This is a genomic window from Clostridium sp. BJN0001, assembly GCF_022869825.1.
Lineage (GTDB): Bacteria > Bacillota > Clostridia > Clostridiales > Clostridiaceae > Clostridium.
On the sequence record NZ_CP094971.1, the window covers coordinates 1,895,433 to 1,915,876 of the forward strand.

General features: G+C 28.7%; 22 protein-coding genes. 2 read left to right on the plus strand and 20 right to left on the minus strand.

Annotated elements, in window-relative coordinates; translation table 11 throughout:
- Positions 1–47 precede the first annotated feature (47 nt).
- From MTX53_RS09275 to ulaG, 11 genes are all read right to left on the minus strand, one after another.
- Positions 48–902: a DegV family protein gene (locus tag MTX53_RS09275; RefSeq protein WP_244833504.1), complete on the minus strand. Its 855-nt coding sequence runs from the start codon at positions 900–902 to the stop codon at positions 48–50.
- A gap of 132 nt (positions 903–1,034) precedes the next feature.
- On the minus strand, positions 1,035–1,682 hold the full coding sequence (fsa, locus tag MTX53_RS09280; protein WP_244833506.1) for a fructose-6-phosphate aldolase: 648 nt from the start codon (positions 1,680–1,682) through the stop codon (positions 1,035–1,037).
- Positions 1,683–1,707: 25 nt separating this feature from the next.
- Positions 1,708–2,634 (minus strand): transketolase family protein, encoded by a 927-nt coding sequence (locus MTX53_RS09285; protein ID WP_244833508.1) that lies wholly within the window; start codon positions 2,632–2,634, stop codon positions 1,708–1,710.
- A 17-nt stretch (positions 2,635–2,651) separates the two neighbouring features.
- Positions 2,652–3,470, minus strand: coding sequence for a transketolase (locus MTX53_RS09290; protein WP_244833509.1), 819 nt, complete (start codon positions 3,468–3,470; stop codon positions 2,652–2,654).
- Positions 3,471–3,497: 27 nt separating this feature from the next.
- Positions 3,498–4,346: an L-ribulose-5-phosphate 3-epimerase gene (locus MTX53_RS09295; RefSeq protein ID WP_244833511.1), complete on the minus strand. Its 849-nt coding sequence runs from the start codon at positions 4,344–4,346 to the stop codon at positions 3,498–3,500.
- Between the two features lie 22 nt (positions 4,347–4,368).
- Positions 4,369–5,061 (minus strand): L-ribulose-5-phosphate 4-epimerase, encoded by a 693-nt coding sequence (locus MTX53_RS09300; protein ID WP_244833512.1) that lies wholly within the window; start codon positions 5,059–5,061, stop codon positions 4,369–4,371.
- Between the two features lie 102 nt (positions 5,062–5,163).
- The gene (locus tag MTX53_RS09305; protein ID WP_244833514.1) at positions 5,164–6,192 is read right to left on the minus strand and encodes a hypothetical protein; all 1,029 of its coding nucleotides are present in this window, start codon (positions 6,190–6,192) and stop codon (positions 5,164–5,166) included.
- Between the two features lie 40 nt (positions 6,193–6,232).
- On the minus strand, positions 6,233–6,526 hold the full coding sequence (locus MTX53_RS09310) for a PTS sugar transporter subunit IIB (RefSeq protein WP_244833516.1): 294 nt from the start codon (positions 6,524–6,526) through the stop codon (positions 6,233–6,235).
- A 47-nt stretch (positions 6,527–6,573) separates the two neighbouring features.
- Positions 6,574–8,034: a PTS ascorbate transporter subunit IIC gene (locus MTX53_RS09315; protein WP_244833518.1), complete on the minus strand. Its 1,461-nt coding sequence runs from the start codon at positions 8,032–8,034 to the stop codon at positions 6,574–6,576.
- A gap of 23 nt (positions 8,035–8,057) precedes the next feature.
- Positions 8,058–8,516: a PTS sugar transporter subunit IIA gene (locus tag MTX53_RS09320; protein WP_244833520.1), complete on the minus strand. Its 459-nt coding sequence runs from the start codon at positions 8,514–8,516 to the stop codon at positions 8,058–8,060.
- Positions 8,517–8,587: 71 nt separating this feature from the next.
- A complete protein-coding gene (ulaG, locus tag MTX53_RS09325; RefSeq protein ID WP_244833522.1) occupies positions 8,588–9,652 on the minus strand; it encodes an L-ascorbate 6-phosphate lactonase in 1,065 nt (354 codons plus the stop codon).
- A 539-nt stretch (positions 9,653–10,191) separates the two neighbouring features.
- On the opposite strand from ulaG, the gene MTX53_RS09330 reads away from it, so the two are divergent.
- Positions 10,192–10,971, plus strand: a complete 780-nt coding sequence (locus MTX53_RS09330) for a DeoR/GlpR family DNA-binding transcription regulator (RefSeq protein WP_244833524.1) — start codon at positions 10,192–10,194, stop codon at positions 10,969–10,971.
- A 66-nt stretch (positions 10,972–11,037) separates the two neighbouring features.
- Here MTX53_RS09330 and lgt read toward each other — a convergent pair whose 3' ends face one another.
- Genes lgt through MTX53_RS09350 form a run of 4 tightly spaced genes read right to left on the minus strand, consistent with a single transcriptional unit; the run spans position 11,038 to position 14,653 of the window.
- Positions 11,038–11,802, minus strand: a complete 765-nt coding sequence (gene lgt, locus MTX53_RS09335; protein WP_244833526.1) for a prolipoprotein diacylglyceryl transferase — start codon at positions 11,800–11,802, stop codon at positions 11,038–11,040.
- A gap of 36 nt (positions 11,803–11,838) precedes the next feature.
- The gene (locus tag MTX53_RS09340; RefSeq protein WP_244833528.1) at positions 11,839–12,630 is read right to left on the minus strand and encodes an ABC transporter ATP-binding protein; all 792 of its coding nucleotides are present in this window, start codon (positions 12,628–12,630) and stop codon (positions 11,839–11,841) included.
- Between the two features lie 3 nt (positions 12,631–12,633).
- On the minus strand, positions 12,634–13,689 hold the full coding sequence (locus MTX53_RS09345; protein WP_244833530.1) for an iron ABC transporter permease: 1,056 nt from the start codon (positions 13,687–13,689) through the stop codon (positions 12,634–12,636).
- A gap of 16 nt (positions 13,690–13,705) precedes the next feature.
- Positions 13,706–14,653: an ABC transporter substrate-binding protein gene (locus tag MTX53_RS09350; protein ID WP_244833532.1), complete on the minus strand. Its 948-nt coding sequence runs from the start codon at positions 14,651–14,653 to the stop codon at positions 13,706–13,708.
- Positions 14,654–14,929: 276 nt separating this feature from the next.
- Between MTX53_RS09350 and MTX53_RS09355 the strand changes: the two genes are divergently transcribed.
- Positions 14,930–15,181 (plus strand): hypothetical protein, encoded by a 252-nt coding sequence (locus MTX53_RS09355; RefSeq protein WP_244833534.1) that lies wholly within the window; start codon positions 14,930–14,932, stop codon positions 15,179–15,181.
- A 3-nt stretch (positions 15,182–15,184) separates the two neighbouring features.
- Here the strand turns inward: MTX53_RS09355 and MTX53_RS09360 are convergent, their stop codons facing one another.
- From MTX53_RS09360 to cbiM, 5 genes are all read right to left on the minus strand, one after another.
- Positions 15,185–16,687 (minus strand): hypothetical protein, encoded by a 1,503-nt coding sequence (locus MTX53_RS09360; protein WP_244833536.1) that lies wholly within the window; start codon positions 16,685–16,687, stop codon positions 15,185–15,187.
- Between the two features lie 107 nt (positions 16,688–16,794).
- Positions 16,795–17,658: an isopeptide-forming domain-containing fimbrial protein gene (locus MTX53_RS09365; protein ID WP_244833538.1), complete on the minus strand. Its 864-nt coding sequence runs from the start codon at positions 17,656–17,658 to the stop codon at positions 16,795–16,797.
- Positions 17,659–17,835: 177 nt separating this feature from the next.
- A complete protein-coding gene (locus MTX53_RS09370; protein WP_244833540.1) occupies positions 17,836–18,558 on the minus strand; it encodes an ABC transporter ATP-binding protein in 723 nt (240 codons plus the stop codon).
- Entirely contained in the window at positions 18,555–19,358 is an 804-nt protein-coding gene (locus MTX53_RS09375; RefSeq protein WP_244833542.1) for an energy-coupling factor transporter transmembrane component T, read from the minus strand. The genes MTX53_RS09370 and MTX53_RS09375 overlap by 4 nt, the downstream gene beginning before the upstream one ends.
- Positions 19,336–20,346 (minus strand): cobalt transporter CbiM, encoded by a 1,011-nt coding sequence (cbiM, locus tag MTX53_RS09380; protein WP_244833543.1) that lies wholly within the window; start codon positions 20,344–20,346, stop codon positions 19,336–19,338. Before cbiM ends, MTX53_RS09375 begins: the two co-directional genes overlap by 23 nt.
- Positions 20,347–20,444: the final 98 nt, after the last annotated feature.

Sequence of the window (20,444 nt, forward strand, 5' to 3'; positions counted from 1 at the left end):
AAAGAAAGCTGATAGCCTCATTTATATATATCAGCTTTCTATAATTATTATCTTTTTTTAGTATAATATGCAACTCCTATGCTTCCAGGGCCTACATGAAGTCCAATAACAGGTCCAATTGACTCTATCTTTATCTTTTTTCCTAATTTTTCTTCTAAAATATGTGCAAACTCATATCCTTCTTCTTCGCAATTTATATGGTGAACTATAATATCTCCTAAAATACCATTATCTATATCTTCTAAAGTCTTTTTAACAAGTTCATCTATAACTTTTTTTCTTGTTCTGACTTTCTTAAATACAGATGTTTCCCCATTTACTACTGTAAGGATAGGCTTTATCTGAAGTATATTTCCAAAAAGTGCAGCTGCATTTCCTATTCTGCCACCTTTTTTTAAATAATCAAGCGTCTTAGGTGAAAATAAAAATCTACTATGATTAATTACATAATCTGCTGCTGAAACTACATCTTCAATGCTTTTATTTTCTTTTGCAGCTTTTGCAGCTTCAATTACTGCAAATCCCATCTGCATACAATTTGTTTTTGAATCAATTATGTACATATTAGCATCTTTATATTCTTCTAATACCATATTTTTAACCATATTTGCACTAGAAAAAGTTCCGCTCATTTTTGATGATAAAAATATTCCAACTAATGAGTCTCCATTTTTTACTACACTTTTAAAAACATTAAGCATTTCCTCAGGTATAGGCTGAAAAGACTTTGGAATTTCATTTGATTCTTCCATCTCTTTATAAAAATATCTATTATCAAGTTCAACTTCTCTTCTACTTTTTCCATTCATTGAAACATTAAGAGATACAACTTTTATATCATATTTCTCAATATATTCAGAAGGTATATATGATGTACTATCAGTTACCACTTTTATAGCCATAAATTACTCTCCTTTTAAAATTGTTTAAAAATATTATACACCATAAATTAAAATAATTATACACCAGTAAAAATAAGCCCTTCAAAATCAATTAAGATTTTAAAGGACCTTTATAAATAAAATATGAGAGAGCTATTTTCCAAATGTTTTTCTGTAATCTTCTTTAAATTTTTCGATTCCTATATCAGTTAATGGATGCTTAATCATTTGAAGTATTACATTGTAAGGAATTGTAGCTATGTCTGATCCTGCTTTTGCACATTCAAGTACATGAATTGGATTTCTAACACTTGCAGAAATTATTTCTGCTTTTATACCATGTATTTCAAATATATCAGCAATATCTTCAATTAATTTAATTCCCTTATTTCCTATATCATCAAGTCTTCCTAAGAATGGGCTTACATAACTTGCACCTGCTCTTGCAGCAAGAAGTGCTTGAAGTGCTGAAAATATTAATGTTACATTAGTCTTTATTCCTTCTTTGCTTAAAATATTTACAGCTTTTAATCCTTCTTCACACATAGGAATTTTTACAACCATATTTTTATTAATCTTTGCAATTTCTCTTGCTTCCTCAACCATTTTGTCACTTTCCATTGACATAACTTCGCCGCTTATAGGTCCATCAACTATACTTGTAATTTCCTTTATTACTTCGCTAAAATCTCTTCCTTCTCTTGCAATAAGTGATGGATTTGTAGTAACACCACAGATAACTCCTAAATCATTCGCTTTTCTAATTTCATCAACGTTTGCTGTATCTATAAAAATCTTCATACTCTATCACTCTTTTCTTCTTAATTTATTTTAATATTTCTTTAACATTTTTTACCATTTCTTCACTTGTAAGTTTGTATTTCTTCATAAGTTCACCTGGAGTTCCAGATTCACCAAATTTATCTTTTATTCCTACCATTTTAACTTTGCATGGACTTTCATCACATACAACAGCTGAAACCATTGCTCCAAGGCCACCTATAATTGAATGTTCTTCTGCTGTAACTATTCCTTTTGTTTCTTTTGCTGCCTTAATTATAATTTCTCTATCGATTGGTTTTACTGTTGCCATATCTATAACTCTTGCATTTATTCCTTCTTCTTGTAGCATCTTTGCTGCTTCAACAGCTTTTTCAACCATCATGCCAATTGCAATTATAGAAACGTCATTTCCACTTACGATTTCTGAACCTTTTCCAATTTTAAATTCATAAGAATCATCAAATATATCGCTACAAGCACATCTTCCAAATCTTAAATAAACGGGTCCTTCCATTTTAGAAGCTGCTTTTACTGCTGCTTTTGCCTCTCTATCATCTGCTGGAACTATTACTGTCATATTAGGAAGGGAACACATAAGTGCTATATCTTCAACAGACTGATGTGAACCTCCATCTTCTCCAACTGTAATTCCTGCATGAGTTGCAGCTATTTTAACATTTACTTTTGGATAACATATAGAGTTTCTTATGATTTCAAATGCTCTTCCTGTTGCAAACACAGCGAATGTACTTGCAAAAGGTATAAGACCTACATTTGCCATTCCTGCTGCCATTCCCATTAAATTTTGTTCTGCTATACCTGCATTAAAAAATCTATCTTTAAATTTATTTTTAAATCCATTTGTTTTAGTAGATTTAGATAAATCTGCATCTAATACAACTATATTTTTATTTTCATCTCCAAGCTCAAGTAATGCTTCTCCATACGATTCTCTCGTTGCTTTTCCCATATCATATCCTCCTTATATTATAAAGATAGAATTTCTTTTAAAGCTTTATTTTTTTCTTCTTCATTTGGAGCTGTTCCATGCCATGAAGGATCATTTTCCATAAAGCTTACGCCTTTACCTTTTACTGTTTTTGCTATTATAACAGTAGGCTTATCAGTACATTTTTCAGCTTCTTTAAATGCTTTATCTATACATTCAAAATCATTTCCATCATCACACATTACAACATTCCACAAAAAGCTTTCAAACTTTTTATCAATAGGTTTTACAGTCATAACCTCTTCATTTTTTCCATCTATCTGAAGCCCGTTATTATCTACTATAGCTGTAATATTATTAAGCTTATAGTGTCCTGCTGCCATAATAGCTTCCCATACTAGTCCTTCTTGAATTTCTCCATCTCCAAGTAGAACATAAACATTAGATGGTCTTTTTTGGAATTTAAGACCAAGTGCCATTCCTACTGCATTTGATATTCCCTGTCCAAGTGAACCTGTAGATACATCTACTCCATTTATATGTTTTGAATCAGGATGTCCTTGCAGAAGTCCTCCAATTTTTCTTAAACTATGAAGTTCTTCTTTGTCAAAATATCCTTTTTCAGCTAATACTGAATAAAGTGCTGGAGCCGCATGCCCTTTACTTAAAACAAATCTGTCTCTATTTTCATCTTTAGAATTTTTAGGATCTGCATTCATTTTTTCATAATATAAATAAGTAATAATTTCTGAACATGATAAAGATCCACCCGGATGCCCAGAATTTGCTTCATAAATCATTTCAATAATATCTTTATTTACATCTTTTATAACAGATTCTAATTTGTTCTTATCCATAAGCTAACCACCTTTGACTTTTTATTTTTATTTAGAAAGTGCTCTTTTAAATTTTTCATCCATAAATTTTTTTGTTTCTTTTATTACGTCTTTCCAGTTTTCATTTCCTGTATACCAAAATTCAGCTGTAAATCTTCTTACGCCAAGATTCCATGATTTTTTTATTACATCTTCAAAATTTACGTGTCCTGTGCCAAAAGTAATCTCTCTAAACTTTCCTGGAACAGTTTCTTTTAAATGGACTGCTGCTATATGTCCTCTGCCACATTCAAAATCATCATCTAAAGATGTATTATACTGTAAGACTGCATTAGTTACATTACCACAATCAGGATATACTTGAAGATATGGTGAATTAACTTCGTCTACAAATTCCATAGCTTTTTTTACAGTATTCATGAATTCAGTTTCCATTGTTTCAAAAGCAAGTATTACACCTTTTTTAGCTGCCATTTCTACGGATTTTTTTAAATTTTCTATAAAATATTTCTTAGTAATTTCATTTCCTTTTTCATAATAAACATCATATCCTGCAAGCTGTATTATTCTTATTCCAAGATCATCTGCAAGATTGATTGCTTTTTCCATTATCTCAAGTGATCTTTCTCTTGTTTTTTCATTGGGGCTTCCAAGGGGATACTTTCTATGACCACTTAAACACATACTTCTTATTTTAACTCTGCATTTAAACATAAGATCAACAAGTTTATTTCTATCTTCTTTTGACATGTAGAGTCTTGATAATTTTTCATCTGTTTCATCAACACTTATTTCTATACTGTCAAATCCACATTCTTTAGCGACATTTAATTTTTCTTCCCATGTAAGACAATTAGGCATAGATTTTTCATATAATCCCAAATAATAATCTTTCATATTTTTTGTACCTCTCTCACATTTATTTTTGTCCATAGTAAGCATTTGATCCATGCTTTCTTGTAAAATGCTTTTCTATAAGATCCTGAGGCATTTTCTCTGCCTTATTATCATTTAATAATTCTGTATTAAGTGCCATCATTGCAACTTCTTCTAATACTACTGCATTATGAACAGCTTCTTTTGCATCTTTTCCCCATGCAAAAGGTCCATGATTCTTAACTAAAACAGCTGGTACATATACTGGATTTAAATTTTCAAATCTTTCAACTATTACTTTTCCAGTATTATATTCATACTCATTTTTTATTTCTTCTTCTGTCATATCTCTTGTACATGGTATTTCATTATAGAAATAATCAGCTTGTGTTGTTCCATATGGAGTAATACCTTTTCCTGCTTGTGCAAATATAGTTGCATATCTTGAATGAGTATGTACTATTGCTTTAATATCATGAAAATCATTATATAATTTTAAATGTGTAGGTGTATCTGATGAAGGTCTATACTTTCCCTCAACAACATTTCCTTTTAAATCTACAACTACCATATCTTCAGCTTTCATTATGTCATAATCAACTCCTGATGGTTTAATTACAAATAATCCTTTTTCACGATCTACTTCTGATACATTTCCCCATGTAAAAGTTACAAGATTATATTTAGGTAAAAGCATATTAGCTTCATATACTTTTTCTTTTAGTTCTTCTAGCATTAACAACACTTCCTTTATATTGATATATATTCTCAATTAATTTGATATATTTTTTTATCTATGGATATATAAATTAATATATCCATAGATAATTATTAAGTTTTATTCTTTTGTTACCTTATATACTGCTGCTTTATTATCAGTATGATTTGCTGATAATATAAGATCACAGTCATCTAAGTTTATTACAGCAACATTTGCTGGTCCTACACCTTTTTCAATTACTGTTTCTTTGCATTTTCCGTTAACATACTGTATATAGAAAAGTTCGCAATCTTTTCTTCTTACTCCTCCCACAAATGATGGAATTCCGCATAATGTAGTTCCAACAAGAGTATGTGCAAAGTCTATTTCATAAGGATATTTATAAATTTCAGTATATTTTCCATTAGACATACTATATATTTTCATTGAATTACCATGAAATGGTTCAATAGTCATAAGTTCATCGTTTCCATCACTATCAATATCGCACCATGCAACTTCTCCTACGCTTTTATCAAGTATGCATTTTACCTCCCATTTATCATTTTTATGTGGTATTACTTCAAATACTCCTACATCAGTTCCAAATGTTCCCTGTGGTTTACCATTTACCATATGTCTTGAATAACCATGATTCTTAAATAATCCTTTTTTAAGAGGTGTAATCTCAATTCCATCCATTAAATTTTCAGGAAGTTTTCCATAATATATAGTTCCAGATCTACTCCAGTCTTCTTTATTATCTTTAAGATCTGCAATAGTTGCACCTATAAAGTAAATCTCACCATCAACATCCCATAAATCAAATCTATGAAGATACGGTAGCTTAAGTACAGTTTCAATAACCCATTCACCATCTTCTATATGTCCCCATACAAGACGTGAACTACTTGGACTTTCTTTAAGATAAAAGTCTGCTACTGCTAAAAATTCATTTTTTCTTTTTGGAATAGGTATTATTGACATGCATCCTCCGCCACTTTCCCATACTGTATGACGGCAGTTAAAGTTCTTACCACTGTATGCATAACATGGATATCCTTTTTCTTCCGATGCAATAAGAAGGTTCAGTTCTCCATCTATATCAATTGAACTTGCTGCATATGCACGATACATTTCATCTAAATGTTTCTTTATTATCTTCATTTTATAATACACCTCTTCCTTATTTTAGAAACTTCATCTTTTATTTTTTGTTCACAACTTTTTCAGTAACTTTTTCTTCAATCTCTTTTTCAGATAATACGTTCTTTAATCCGATTACAATTGTTCCATTTTCTTCTGCTCTTTTAAAATTAGATTTTAAAACCTCTGAACAAAATACTACATCAAAACTTGAAGCTTGACTCTTTGCTTCTCCAACACTGCTATGCTGAATCTGTGCATCTATTCCTAATTTCTTAAATACTTTTGTTATTTTCATTTTTATTATCTGGCTTGAACCCATTCCACTTCCACATGCTGCTATAACTTTTAACATAAAAATCATCCTTCTTTCATCTTTTATATTTTTATTTATTCAAATAGTTATGCAGGATTATTTCCCATATCCTCCATATATCCCTCATAATCTTCTGCTATTCTAAAGTAGTTTTGCTTATTTTTTCTATATTGAATTTGTGGAATAATTAATAGTGCTAAAACTACTACTACAAAACCAACATATTGGAAATTTTTCATTAGTATACCAATTACAGGCCATACAGTATCAAAGTCGAAGTTTCCATGCCATCCACCAAACTGTGATAATTTGAAGTAGAATGCTGCAAATGCTCCACCTAAAACTTGAATTAATCCAGAAACAAATGGGATAATCATTGCTGCTTTTAATCCACCTTTTTTATTTGCAAATACTGCGAATGTAGCATTATCAAAGAATACTGGTACGAATCCTGTGATTATTAATACTGGGCTTTTAAATACTATAAGTCCAATAATTGCAATAAACTGTCCTAATGCACCAAATAAGAATCCGATTGTAACTGCGTTAGCATGACCAAATCCGTATGTAGCTGCACAATCAACTGCTGGCATAGATCCAGGTAAAATTTTATTTGAAATACCTTGGAAAGATTCTGTTAATTCTGAAACGAACATCTTAACACCAAGTTGTAATATACTTAAATAAACTGCGAAATTAAGTGATTTTTCAATTATATAGAATACAAAACTTCTGTCTGCTGCAAAACCAGCATCTATATTATGTAATAAGTCTGGTCCTAATATTCCCATTATTATTCCAAAGAAAATTATCATTAATAAACCAGTTGCTACTACGTTATCAGTAAAGATTGATAAAAATCCAGGTAATTTTAAATGTTCTATTGATTTTTCTTTATTACCTATTTTTCCTGCAATTTTATCAGTTAACCAAATTCCAAACATCTGCTGATGTCCTACTGCAAATCCACCACCTTCAGTTAATTCCTGAGTAGGTTCAACTGTAAGATTTGAAGAAACTGCCCAATATGTTCCAAGTAATAAACCAAGCATTATTACTGCTTTTGTATCAATAAGATTAGGGAAACAATAAAGCACTATCCATAAAGCAGTTGATGACTGCTGTACCATTATATGTCCTGTAATAAATAGTGTCCTTATTTTTGTTTGTTTTCTAAAGAGTACTAAAATAATGTTGAATATAAACGCTATAAGAAGAACTATCATCATTAAAGAAAATGATCTTCCAATGCTTTCAACAGCTTGCTGAGCTGCCGTTTGTCCAAAATATGGATCAATTACTGCCGCTGTAAGATTAAAACGATCTTTTAATCCTGCAAGTATAGGACGGAAGTTACCAACAAGTCCACCTGCTGCAACATTAAGAATTAAATATCCTACAGTTGCTTTAATGAATCCTGCCATTGCTTCATAAATAGGACGCTTTAATAACAAGTAACCTATAAATACAATAAAACCAATAAAGAATGCTGGATTAGTTAATATGTTAACCTGAAAGAATTTCCAAATGCTTAGTAAAATTTCCATATTTATTCCCCCTTAAAGTTAGTTTATACTGGTAAAAAGTATTCTTTATAAATTTTTTCTAAATCTTCTTTACATTCTGCTGCAATTAGCTTTTCTACAACATCTTGATTTTCTACTAATTCAACAAGTTTTGATAAATTTTGAAGATGAATGTTATTATCTGTAGATGCTAATACGAAGAATAATCTTGCATCAGTATCAGAATCTTCACCAAAATGTACAGGTTTTTTACTTCTCATAAAACAGACTGCTGTTTCATTTACTCCAACTGCACCTTCTTGAGCATGTGGTATACATATATCTGGCGCAATTACTATATATGGTCCATACTTATTTACATTATTTATTATTGAATCAACGTAAGCTTGCTCTACAGCTCCATCTTTTATTAGCGGCATGCATGCTTCCTGAATTGCATCCTCCCATTTATCAAATCCATCATGAAATGAAAACCTATTTTTCTCAATTAATTTTTTTAACATTTCTCTTCTCCCCTCTTATCTCTTATGTGGGTGAGACTAAAAATTTTAGTCTCACTTTTAAAATTTATATTTTATAGGAATGATGTATAAGGCGTATTTATATCTACTGTAAAGCAATCATCAAATCCTCTTGGATAATGATATTCTCTCTTGTTAGAATCATCTGGGAATATGAATTTTCCTCCTACTTGCCATATAAATGGAGTAAATTTATACTGTAATCTATCTTTTCTCATATCAAACAATTCTAATATTTCTTTTGTATCAGCCTGGAAGTTTGACCAGATATCGTGGTGGAATGGTATTACTACTTTTGTTCTTAATGATTCAGCCATTCTTAAAATATCTACTGATGTCATTTTATCTGTAATTCCTCTTGGATTTTCACCATAAGATCCTAAAGCAACATCAATTTTGTATTCGTTTCCATGCTTTGCATAGTAATTTGAATAATGTGAATCTCCACTATGATATAGATTTCCGCCTGGTGTTTTTATTAAGTAATTTACTGCTTTAATATCCATGTTTACAGGCATTTTTCCTCTTATGTCTCCTGTTGGAGGTTCAGTAATAAGTGCTGTTCTATCAAATGATTCAAGTGCAACAATTTCTATATCTTTAACCTTTACTGTGTCTCCTGGTTTTACTATTATACATCTTTCTTTAGGTACTCCCCAGCCTACCCATTTATCTACACAAGCCTCTGGTCCTATAAATGGCACATCATTTTTGCAATTCTTTAATACTGCAGCTGCAACGTTTACATCAATATGATCGTTATGATCATGTGTTGCTAAAACTGCATCTATATTTTTAATTCCAAATGGATCTAAGACAAATGGTGCAACTCTTAAGTTTGGTTGAAGTTTTTTGTTTCCACACATTCTTGCCATCTGATGCTGTGGTTTTATGTAAGGATTTGCTTTTGTTTTCTTACCACTTCCACACCAAAAATCAATACTTATATTTGTACCACCTTCTGATTTAACCCATATACCTGTGCAGCCAAGCCACCACATTGCGAATGTTCCCTTTTTTACTTCTTCCTGTTCAATTTCTTCATTTAACCATGTTCCCCATTCTGGAAAAGTATTTAGTATCCATGATTCTCTTGTAATTTCATCAACTTGTGACATCTCTAATTCCTCCATTCTCATTACGATTTTATATTTGTTTTTTCATGTTTGTTTGTTTTGTTTTCTCTCTATGTCTATATAATATATTAATAATTCAAAAAAAAGCAATACTTTTTTATATTTTTTATGTTTATTTGAATTTTATATACTTTTATGCTATTATTTATTCATAATATATGAATGTTTGAACGTTCTTTTCGTGAATATATTGCTGAATTACGCAAATTCATTAAATTTAATAAATCATATTTAGTTTCTAATAATTATAAAAAATTATTCATCTATTGCTTAATTATTTTTCAATATATATTTAATTACCAATTATATTATGGTTTAAGAATTATTCTAACTATAATATATGTAGCTTATAATATATGATGGTAACTTGCATTAAATCATATGAATGATCTATAATAAAGGGATCGAAATAAATAATCAGTTGTTATTAGAAAATATTTATCTTTTTAAAATTATGATAAGAAATAATTTATACTGAAAACATTCATAATTAAAATTTTAATTAAAAGGTGGGATGCCTCATGAGAACAAATAACAGTCTGGTTTCCAAAAGAAGAAGTTATATTTTAAAGCACTTAAAATCAGAAAAACAAATTAGTACTTCAGATCTTTCAGAAAGGTTAAATGTTTCTCCGCTTACCTTAAGACGAGATCTTCAAGAGTTAGAAAAAGAAGGACTTGTAATGAGGTATTATGGAGGAGCTAAATTAGTTGAAGATAATCCTTTAGTTAATGAAATTGATGTAAATGATGATTCTTTAACTGCAAATGAAAACAAACAAAAAATATCAAAATATGCGGCAAGTTTTATTGAAGATGGCGATACTATTTTTATTAATTCAAGTTCAACCGCTTTATGCGTACTAGACTATATTGGTGATAAAAGAGTAACTGTTATAACAAATAACGTAAAAGCAATCTACTCTAATGTAGGAGAAAATGTTGATCTTATTTTAACAGGCGGTCAAATTTATAAAAGGAAGCTATCATTAGTCGGAGATTTTGCTGCTACAATATTCTCTTCTGTAATTGCTGACAAATGCTTTATTGGTGTAAGTGGAATTTCTGCAGATTTTGGAATAACAACAAGTGTATTTCAAGAAACACTAATAAATAAGGCAATGATGCACCACTGCAAAGGTCCTGTTTTTGTACTTACTGTAAGTTCTAAAATAGGTAAGAAGAATAAATTTTTAAGTGGAGATATACATGATATTTCTCATATAGTAACAGATAATAATTTAAGTGAGAAATCTGAAAAATGTTTGAAAGATTCAGGAATTGAAGTAATTAAAGTATAAAAGAATCAATAAAAAATAATGCTGACACAATTAATTAAAAAATTAATTGTGTCAGCATTATTTAATTTAATATTTTTTATTTAACTTTATCTTTATAAGATATATTATTCCTACAGCTATAAATATTAAACTTATAAGCTGAGCCATTCTTATATTGAAAAACATAAGACTATCCGTTCTTAATCCCTCAATAAAAAATCTTCCAAACGAATAAAGTATTATATAAAAGGAAATAACCATACCATCCGTCTTTTTTCTATAAAGCAATAAAAATAATAATATTATAAATATTAATACATTCCATATTGATTCATATAAAAAAGTGGGATTATAGTATGATCCATTTATATACATTCCTTTTTGAATAAATAAAGGGAATTTTTTGATAAACTCATATGATACTACATCTCCATGAGCTTCACCATTCATAAAATTTCCCCATCTTCCTATCGCCTGTGCAAGAATAAGTGATGGTGCTATAATATCGAGATATTTAACTATATTTATATTTTTCACTTTGCAATAAATTATCATTGATATTAAAGCTCCTAAAATTCCTCCATGTATAGCAAGACCTCCTGTACGAAGATTAAATATGCTTAATATATTATCTTTAAAATAAGAAAATTCAAAAATCACATAATATAAACGTGCACCTATTATTGCGGATGGAAAAACAATAAGAAATCCATCTGAAATAACTTCAAAATCCACATTTAATTTTTTCGCATTATAATATGCTATTATCATTCCAAGAATCACTGAAAATCCTATGAATATACCATACCATCTAACACCATAACCTAAAATTGAAAATGCAATAGGGTTCATATTTATACCTCTTCTCTAATTTAAATTTTAAAGCATCTATTTTTTATTTAATTTTGGTACAAAAAATACATTTTTATCATCTATTCTATATATCTCAAAATCTATATCATAAACATTTTTTAAATTTTCTTTTGTAAGAACATCTAACGAAGGTCCTTCAGAAAAGACGTGTCCATCTTTCATAAGAAAAATATATTTGCAGTAAGATGCACTTAAATTTATATCATGCAAAATAACAATAATTGTCTTATTTTCTTTCTCATTTAGTTTTTTTAAAGTTTCCATAATATCTACTTGATACCGTATATCAAGATGTGATATAGGCTCATCTAAAATTATATATTTTGTATCCTGTGCTATTGCTCTTGCTATAAGAACTCTTTGTGACTCGCCGCCACTTAAATTTAAAAATATTTTATCTTTAAGATGAATGCAGTCTGCATAAACCATAGCTTTTTCAATAATATCTTTATCGTCTTTAGTAAGACCTTCAAACCTTTTTAAATATGGATTTCTTCCCATAGCCACAACATCATATACTGAAAAATTAATCTTAGCATTAACATTTTGAGGCACAAACGAAATATTTTCTGCAATCTCTTTTCTTTTATATTCGTCTATATTCTTTTTATCTATATACACTGCTCCTTTTTTTGTTTCAAGGAATCTTAATATATGCCTTATTAAAGTTGTCTTTCCAGAAGCATTAGGTCCTAAAATACCGTAAAAACCACCATCATTAAAATCTGCAGATATATTATTTAATATGTACTCTTCATTTGGATAAGGTTTATAAAAAAGATTTTTTACATTAATTTTCTTATCCATTATTTACACCTCATAACTTCTTTTCTTCGTATTTTTATATATTAAATATATAAAATACGGTGCACCGAAAAATGCAGTAATTATTCCTACTGGTATTTCTGTAGGACTTGCTACTGTTCTTGCGATAGTATCACATATAATCATAAACGATGCCCCTCCTATATATGAAAATGGGAGCAGTATTTTATGATCATATCCTACAATAAGCCTCATGCAGTGCGGTATAATAAGCCCAACAAATCCAATAGTTCCACTTACAGAAACACTTGCTGCAATAAGAAGTGAACTTGCTATAATTAATATATTGTTAACTTGTTTTACATCAACTCCAAGACTTGAAGCTGCTTCGTATCCTGTCATTATAATATTTAAATCACGCGAGAACATAAAAATAATAAGTGTTCCAATTAAAGATATTATAGCTAAAAAAATAACTTTATTAAAATTTGCAGAGCTAAAACTTCCAAGTGTCCATAGATATATATTTTCAAGCTGCTGTCTATTATAAATCATAAGAAGTGATATTGCAGAACTTATCATTGTACTTATAGCAGTTCCTGTAAGAAGCAAATTTAAAACAATCAGATTTCCTCCAATACTTCCAACTTTATACACTACTATAACTGTAATAATTGCACCAATAAATGCAAATATACTTATTACTCCCATTCCCAAAAAATTAAGGCTGAATCCTGATAAAATTGCAATTGTTGCCCCAAAAGCTGCTCCTGATGATATTCCAAGTATATGAGGATCTGCAAGTGAATTTCTAAAGATAGCTTGAAATGTGCATCCAACTAAAGATAACGCTCCTCCAACTAAAGCTGACTCAAGTATTCTTGGAAATCTTACTTTAAGAACAATTACTTTATAAGATTCTTTTATGCCGTCTAAATCTATAAAATTATTTAAAATAGGCACTTTTGATAAAAGTATTTTAAAAGTATCTATTATAGTGACAGATGAAGATCCAAATGATGCAGAAACTAAAATACACATAAACATAAATATTATTAAAAATGCAATATATGTATAATACTTCTCTTTATTTGGCTTCATCACTTCTTCTCTCCTTTTACTTAAATGCATCTTCATGGAAAATTTTTGCCATTTCATAAACTCCTTCAGCATTTCTATATCCTTGTCTATCGATAATATTATTATCTATTTCATATACTTTTCCTTCTTTAACTGCTGTAAGATCTTCATATCCTTTTGTAGACATAAATTTATCTTTTTCACCTTTTCTTACAACGATTATATCAGGATCATTTTCAATTAGTAATTCTCGTGAATATGACCAGCTGTCGTTTTCTGGTACTATATTTTTTCCGCCTGCTAAATTTATAATCTGACCTACAAATGTATTTTCTGGTGCAGAATAATCGCCAGAGTCTCCATAAGATACAACATAATAAACAGAAGGTTTTTTAAGGTTCTTTACTTTTTCTGAAACTTCACTTATAGTCTTTTTCATATTATTTACTGTTTCCGTTGCTTTTTCATTTTTATTAAGTACTTTTCCAAGCTTTTCTATCATAGAATAAACTCCATCAAAATCATTTTCCTGATAAAGACACATTACATTTATTCCATTATCTTTAAGTTTCTTTGCATTTTCTTCACTAAAGTGAGTAGATGCTATTACTATATCAGGTTCAAGACTTATAATCTTCTCAATATCTGGAGTTCTCATTGTTCCAACAGATTCAACATCTAAAGCTTCTTCTGGATAATCACAGTAATCTGTTCTTCCATAGAGCTTTTTTTGTGCATCAAGATTATATATAAGCTCTGTAATATTTGGTGCTAATGATATTACTTTTTTAGGTTCTTCCTTTAAAGTAACATCTTCTCCATAAGAATCTTTAATAGTTAAAGGATATGTAGTTTGAGTTTCAGTCTGCAAAGCTGCGTTATCTGATGACTTTTTAGAAACTGAATTAAGTGAGCATCCATTAAGTACAAATGTAAGTGCAAAAATTAATAAGGCTGATGTAAATTTCTTTATTATTTTATTCATATATTTTTCTTTATTCCCTTTCTTTTTCATAAAAAGTAATTTGTTTTTTATTATTTAGTATTTCACTAAAAGTGCCATACTAATACATTTTTTAATTATATATTTTTGAATATCTTATTTCAACTTAATTTAAAAAATTAAAAGACCAAATGTATTTTTACATTCAGCCTTTTATATTAAAATCCTTATGAATATAAACTATAAATATTTAATAGTAACAGTTTAACTAAAATACTTGTATTATGAAATAGAGATAATTGAAGGAGCCTTTTAATTATGAATAAGATTCAAGCAAATATAGAAATTATAAATGCACTTGCAGAACTTGATGATTTAATCGCCGATATTATTTATATGGAAGTAGATAAACTTAAATTTTCTTTAGCTAATAAAGCTTCCTTAGAAGATATTTTAGCTATTAATTCATCTATAAAAACTATGCTTAATTCAATTTCTAATATTGAAAAGATTTCAAGCTGCGAACTATGCTCAGCTATTAATCATTCTAAGGGTAAAACAAAGAAATAAATTTTACCCTCTATTTGAAGAATTAAGCTTTACCTCTTCATATTTTTGAATACTTGTTATTTTCTTTAATAAATCATCTACTGAAGAGAACTCTTTCATATTTACACTAACTTCTTTAGCTCTAAAATACACTTTCATCTGATACTTTATAAGTTCATTTAAAGCTTTTTGAACTTTATTTATTGATTTAACAACATTTGTTAAAGACTGCTCCCTTTTAGTTTTAGAATCCTCAAATTTAACTATAACTGTATCTGAATTTACAGAAGTCGCAGCATCTCCATTAATTGATAAAGTAAGAACGTTTTGAATTAATAAGTACTCAGGTATTTTTTCTATATCAGTTAATACTGCACCTATATTAACGAGTACAGTTTTTCCCTGAATATCCGAATAATTATAAAAAGTTATATCTATTTTGCCATAAGCTCCATCTTCTGGATACATTATAAAGCTTTTTATATTACTTCCGTCTTCAAGAATTATGCTGCTGTTTTTTAAATCAAAACTAAGTCCAGGGGCTAATATATCACTTATTGTAAAAGTATCATACATAACATTATCTGTGTCATATGCTATTTTAAATACACCAGTAAATAAAATTTCTGTTCCATTTGCAAGTATTTTTACTGCTTCATCAACAAATTGTAATAATTCTATCGGTTCGATAAAATTCATTTTTATATCTTTTATGCTTAAATCATCACAATAGCATTCATTCGCAGTCAATATAAAATTTAATATTTTAGAGTCATTTAATAATTCAGGATTTTGAATTTTTAGTCCTATTTTTACTATTATATTTCTGCCATAAAAAAATTCACAATTTCTAATGTCAACTCTTAACTTTCCAGTTGTAATATCATAAACATATTGTGCATATATATCTTGATTTTCATTGTTTAAAAATCTTTTAGAATTTAAATTTTCTACTTCAACTAAACTTTTTTCTATATCAAATATAAGTCCTTGAGGCAAAACTGTAGTAATATTATATTCATAATATAAATCAGGTGAAAACATTAATGATATTACTCTTTCAAAACCTAATTTCAAATTATTTATAGTATTTATACTGTCATTTAAAACTAGAAGTTCATTGCTTTGAACCTTTTGAAACTGCACTTTAAGATCTTGTGATTTTGTAGTTAATCCTTCGACCTCATTAACAGTAACATACGTAGTATTATTAATTTCCATAGTATCTTCTATTTTACTTTTATCAATAACTTTAGTAATCAAATACATATCCAAATCATTTCCTGCTATATTCTCATTATTTATAACATTAATATTAAGTTCATTTTTTATCTCGTCATATTTATAGTCCCAATTTGCTATAATGTTATTATTAACTTTAATGTACGTCTTATATGGAACGAACGTAAGACCATCAGCTAATGTATCAATGATATTAAAATCATGATATATTGAGAAATCTTCAGGAATAAAAAATTTAACTAAAAAATCGATTTCTAATCCATCCATAAGTGTTAATGTTACCATTTACTACTCTCCTATAAATTGATTTATAAAAATGTATACAGGCAGATTCTTTAAAATATGAATCTGCCCTAAAAGTTTATGACTATGCTATATTATTTTATAGCATATTATGCTGTATAGTCTATAACAGCCTTAGTTACTGCGCTTACTGGTTTAACAAAGATTGTTGTAACAGCACTTGATGAAGTCTCTGGGTTTCCACCAATTGCAAGTTTAAATACATTATTAAACGAATTTTCAATTGTTTGGTTATTATCTATCTGAGAATCTAATGTTATTGTTATATCTTGATTTCTAATAGCAGCTGAATTTGTAAATACATACTGTGCTATATTTCCAGTTTGAGTGCTCCAAGTTCCACCTACATCAGTAGAAGAAGCTCCATATACAACTGATGAAGTTAAATTCTTAAGAGATGTTCCTGTTGGAAGTGCCATTCTAATTACTACACTATATGCATCGGAAAAATCCGGTGCAGTAAATGTTCCTGTAAAGTTTACTGCATTTCCAACTACTGCATTAATAACTCTATTTGGAGTAGTTGTATTACTTATACTTACTGTCTGGAATGTTTCAAAATTAATAGTTACAGTATTTGATACTTTTTCTAGTCCACTAGCTCCATTTACATCTACTGTTGCTGTATTTGTAAGTTCTCCACCCACAATTTGTGTCAAATCATCTACTGCAGTATTTATTGTTGCTACGACTGTATATCCAGCTACTTTTACATTATTAGTAACTGTGATTGTAACAACATCATGTCCATCTACAGTTGTAGAACTAACAGTATAATCTGTATCTGCAATTAATGTTACACTATTTGCAGTAACAGAAGTGGACACATAATTAAGTCCTAATGCTAAAGTATCTTCTATTACATAACTTGTATAGTTTGTAGTATCAGATGAAGCTGTAAAACTCACTGTAAAATTGACTGCTTGCCCATTATACAACGGTCTAATTGCCATTTGTTCATCACTCCATATTTACTTATTCTTATTAAAGTTATAAACATAACTTTAATTATATTTTATTCATCTCTCTTTATTATTGTGATTAAAAAAATATATGAACAATATATTATATAGAAAAAAGCAGAGAAAATGTTATAATATTTCCTCTGCTTTTATATATATTATTATAAACTATAATATTCTACAATAATCTTCTATGTCTTTACGCTTTTTTAATTCATTTGATTTTAAATCATAACAAATAGTCTTATCTTTAAAGATCAAAAATCTATCTGCTATATCTTTTATCTGATCATACCTATGAGTAGTTAATATAATCGTTTTTCCCATTTTATTTAATTCTTTAAGTAACGATAAAATTTCATTTTGAAAATGAATTGATAATCCATTAAATGGTTCATCTAAAACTATTACTTCAGGATTCATAGCTAGTATAGCTGCTATGACTACCTTCTTTTTTTCTCCGCCTGACAAATTATAAGGAACTCTTTTTTCTAATTTTTCAATATCTAAAAGTTTAAGGCAGTCAACTACTCTTTTTTTTACTTCATTTTCTTTAAGCCCCATCGTTCTAAGGCCAAATGCAATCTCATCGTAAACTGTGCTATTAAAAAGCTGTACTTCATAATTCTGAAATATAAAACCGATGTTTTGATGAAATAATGACATATTATAGCTGTTTTTTAAGTATGTACTATTAATATTTTGTCCTTTAAATGTATACTGACCTTTACTTGGAAAAACAATACCATTTAATATTTTAAGCAGCGTAGATTTTCCGCATCCATTGTCACCCATTATAACAACAAACTCTCCACTTTTTATATTAAAATTGATATTTTCAAGTACCAAACTATTATCATAACTAAAATATACATTATCGCATGTTATCATATTTCATAACTCCTCACGTAAAAATAAATACACACAAATATAATATTAAAAAGTATAAATATTACATCCATCTTTTTTATCTTTTCTCTTGTTTTTCTTACATAACTTCCTGAAAAACCTCTGCACTCCATAGCACATGATAAAGATTCTCCACATCTTTTCATCTTTATAAATATGTTGCCAAATAGTCCTCCGATAGTATTATATTCATGACTATCTTCTCCTATATTACGCATTATTACTGCCTGAAGTACATCACACATCAAATATGTAATACACTTTAAATATTTAACAATTATGTCCGTAATAAAAATAATAATATCTGGACAATGCATCTGTTTTAAAGATTCTGCAATTTCATATATTGTCGCATTCGCTATGAAATTCTGAACTAAAATCATTATAATTAATATTTTCAAATAATATGGGATTATAACGTTAAAAGGTGCATAAAAACAATATGGAAGAAATATTATACATGGAAAAATAAACATAATTAATGATTTCTTTAAAATACTACATATTACTTTTCCTCTATTTAACGAAAGCTGAATCATTACAAATAAAAGACATATCCAAATCTCAAATATGCCTCTACATATAGTAATTAAAAATACAGACATTATTAATGAGAGAATTCTAAAAAATGTACTGATATTTGTTATTTCATTATATATAGGTTCTTTTTTTAAGAATTTTAATAGATTAAAAAATCTATTAAAATTCTTCTTTAAATAATCATTCTTTTTTATGTTTATTTCACAATTTTCATTGTTTTTAATCCACTCTGGCATTTCCATTTGTATTCTTGCCTCTTCCAAATATGATTTTATAAAATAACATAAATATAACAACAGCTGTTACTGCACATAAAATATATCCAACTATATCTGGAACATTCTGCATCTTATAATCAGAGAATAATGCATTAAAGCTAAATCCATTCTTCATTCCTGTTGGAACATTTTGTGGCATATTATAAGCTTTTAATGTTTCTAAAAGTTCAGTTACATCCCATTCTCCCCAAGCAGTACCTGTTGCTATAAGTCCTAATGGGCATAATATTACTAAAGCTATTATTAATTTTGCAAATCGTTTTATTTTTATACCTTTTTTATGTTCAGCTTTATCAGATGAAAAATCTGAACCTTTTATAATTTTATAAACAGAAACAGTAAAAATACTTTCTACTATTCCAATAAGTAAATGAGCACCAACCATTGTAGGTACTGATATTGTTACTGGGTATGGATTATATAATGGATTATTTAATGAATCACAGAAAAGTATAGGTTGTATTCCAAGTTCAATTGCTGCACATAAAGCTGCACAATTTATACTTAAATAAGAACCTAAAGCTACGCCTATCATTTCTCCTCTTTTTTTCATTAATTTAGTACATATTTTATATATATAATATCCACTAAACGGCATTATAAATGCCATATTAAATATGTTTGCTCCTAAAGCAAGTATTCCTCCATCTCCAAAAACAAACGCTTGCAACGCAAGACAACTTGCTACCGATATACAAGCTGCATGTGGTCCAATCAAAAGTGCTAAAAGACACGCTCCTACAGCATGAGCACTAGTTCCTCCTGGAAGTGGAATATTAAACATCATTATAAGAAATGATAAACTTGACGATATAGCCATAAGTGGCACTGTTTCTTTCTTCTCTTCAACATCTTTTTTTAATTTTTTTGCTGAATAGACTACAACTGGAACCATAACTGCAGCCATAACTGCACATGTTTCAGGACTAAGATAATTATCTGGAATATGCATAAAAATCTACCCCCTTATTCTAAATAACGTAAATAAGTTTATCATTAGAGTTTTGAGGATAAAATGATAGATGATGTTATCATTTGACAACATCATCT

Bases quoted from the DNA above. Each gene is read 5' to 3' on its own strand.
- MTX53_RS09360 (WP_244833536.1), bottom strand. From the start codon at position 16,687: ATGGTAACATTAACACTTATGGATGGATTAGAAATCGATTTTTTAGTT.
- MTX53_RS09345 (WP_244833530.1), bottom strand. From the start codon at position 13,689: ATGAAGCCAAATAAAGAGAAGTATTATACATATATTGCATTTTTAATA.
- cbiM (WP_244833543.1), bottom strand. From the start codon at position 20,346: ATGCATATTCCAGATAATTATCTTAGTCCTGAAACATGTGCAGTTATG.
- MTX53_RS09330 (WP_244833524.1), top strand. From the start codon at position 10,192: ATGAGAACAAATAACAGTCTGGTTTCCAAAAGAAGAAGTTATATTTTA.
- MTX53_RS09275 (WP_244833504.1), bottom strand. From the start codon at position 902: ATGGCTATAAAAGTGGTAACTGATAGTACATCATATATACCTTCTGAA.
- MTX53_RS09355 (WP_244833534.1), top strand. From the start codon at position 14,930: ATGAATAAGATTCAAGCAAATATAGAAATTATAAATGCACTTGCAGAA.
- MTX53_RS09310 (WP_244833516.1), bottom strand. From the start codon at position 6,526: ATGTTAAAAGTTATAGCAGCATGTGGAAGTGGAATGGGTTCAAGCCAG.
- ulaG (WP_244833522.1), bottom strand. From the start codon at position 9,652: ATGTCACAAGTTGATGAAATTACAAGAGAATCATGGATACTAAATACT.
- MTX53_RS09315 (WP_244833518.1), bottom strand. From the start codon at position 8,034: ATGGAAATTTTACTAAGCATTTGGAAATTCTTTCAGGTTAACATATTA.
- lgt (WP_244833526.1), bottom strand. From the start codon at position 11,802: ATGAACCCTATTGCATTTTCAATTTTAGGTTATGGTGTTAGATGGTAT.
- MTX53_RS09340 (WP_244833528.1), bottom strand. From the start codon at position 12,630: ATGGATAAGAAAATTAATGTAAAAAATCTTTTTTATAAACCTTATCCA.
- MTX53_RS09365 (WP_244833538.1), bottom strand. From the start codon at position 17,658: ATGGCAATTAGACCGTTGTATAATGGGCAAGCAGTCAATTTTACAGTG.
- MTX53_RS09300 (WP_244833512.1), bottom strand. From the start codon at position 5,061: ATGCTAGAAGAACTAAAAGAAAAAGTATATGAAGCTAATATGCTTTTA.
- MTX53_RS09320 (WP_244833520.1), bottom strand. From the start codon at position 8,516: ATGTTAAAAAAATTAATTGAGAAAAATAGGTTTTCATTTCATGATGGA.
- MTX53_RS09350 (WP_244833532.1), bottom strand. From the start codon at position 14,653: ATGAATAAAATAATAAAGAAATTTACATCAGCCTTATTAATTTTTGCA.
- MTX53_RS09285 (WP_244833508.1), bottom strand. From the start codon at position 2,634: ATGGGAAAAGCAACGAGAGAATCGTATGGAGAAGCATTACTTGAGCTT.
- MTX53_RS09290 (WP_244833509.1), bottom strand. From the start codon at position 3,470: ATGGATAAGAACAAATTAGAATCTGTTATAAAAGATGTAAATAAAGAT.
- MTX53_RS09375 (WP_244833542.1), bottom strand. From the start codon at position 19,358: ATGGAAATGCCAGAGTGGATTAAAAACAATGAAAATTGTGAAATAAAC.
- MTX53_RS09295 (WP_244833511.1), bottom strand. From the start codon at position 4,346: ATGAAAGATTATTATTTGGGATTATATGAAAAATCTATGCCTAATTGT.
- fsa (WP_244833506.1), bottom strand. From the start codon at position 1,682: ATGAAGATTTTTATAGATACAGCAAACGTTGATGAAATTAGAAAAGCG.
- MTX53_RS09370 (WP_244833540.1), bottom strand. From the start codon at position 18,558: ATGATAACATGCGATAATGTATATTTTAGTTATGATAATAGTTTGGTA.
- MTX53_RS09305 (WP_244833514.1), bottom strand. From the start codon at position 6,192: ATGAAGATAATAAAGAAACATTTAGATGAAATGTATCGTGCATATGCA.